Genomic DNA, 549 nt, shown 5'->3' on the forward strand with positions numbered 1-549 from the left:
CGGACGACCGACCGACGTCCGGACCGTGTACCGGCGACAGCGAGGGCGCGGAGGACGGGGGAGACGGCGACGACGGCGCGTGGGCGACGGACGCGCTGGACCGGCTCCGGGAGTCGCTGTGAACGGGCCGTGATTCGGGTGGTTCTCACCGTCCTCGTGGCGGTCGCGCTGCTGGCGGCGTCGATGCCCGCGGTCGAGACGGCCCGGACCGCGACGACGAGTGAGCGGATCGGCGCCGAGGCGGACCGGCTGGAGCGGGCGATCGGCGGCGTCGTCGCCGGGTCGACTCCGGTGAGCGACCCCGCGATGGCGGCGCAGACGACGGTACTCCTCCGCGTTCCGACCGGGTTCGCCGCGGCGGACGTCGACCGCGTCGCGCTCGTCGAGTCGCCGGACCGACCGGGCGGCCTCGCGCTCGCGTATCGGATCGAGGACCGGCCGGAGCGCACGCTCCGCGTCGGCACGGGGCCCGCGGAGACGGCCGTCGACCTCGCCGGTGGAGCGATCGAACTCCGGCCCGGCGGGGCGAACCGGATCCGGATCCGGTAC

General features: G+C 76.1%; 1 protein-coding gene. It reads left to right on the forward strand.

Features of this window, described 5'->3' with window-relative positions:
• Positions 1-129: 129 nt before the first annotated feature.
• On the forward strand, positions 130-549 hold a 420-nt coding region (locus tag DVK07_RS20900; protein ID WP_121598607.1), incomplete at its 3' end, for a hypothetical protein.

It is taken from the genome of Halorubrum sp. Atlit-26R (assembly GCF_003666015.1).
Lineage (GTDB): Archaea > Halobacteriota > Halobacteria > Halobacteriales > Haloferacaceae > Halorubrum.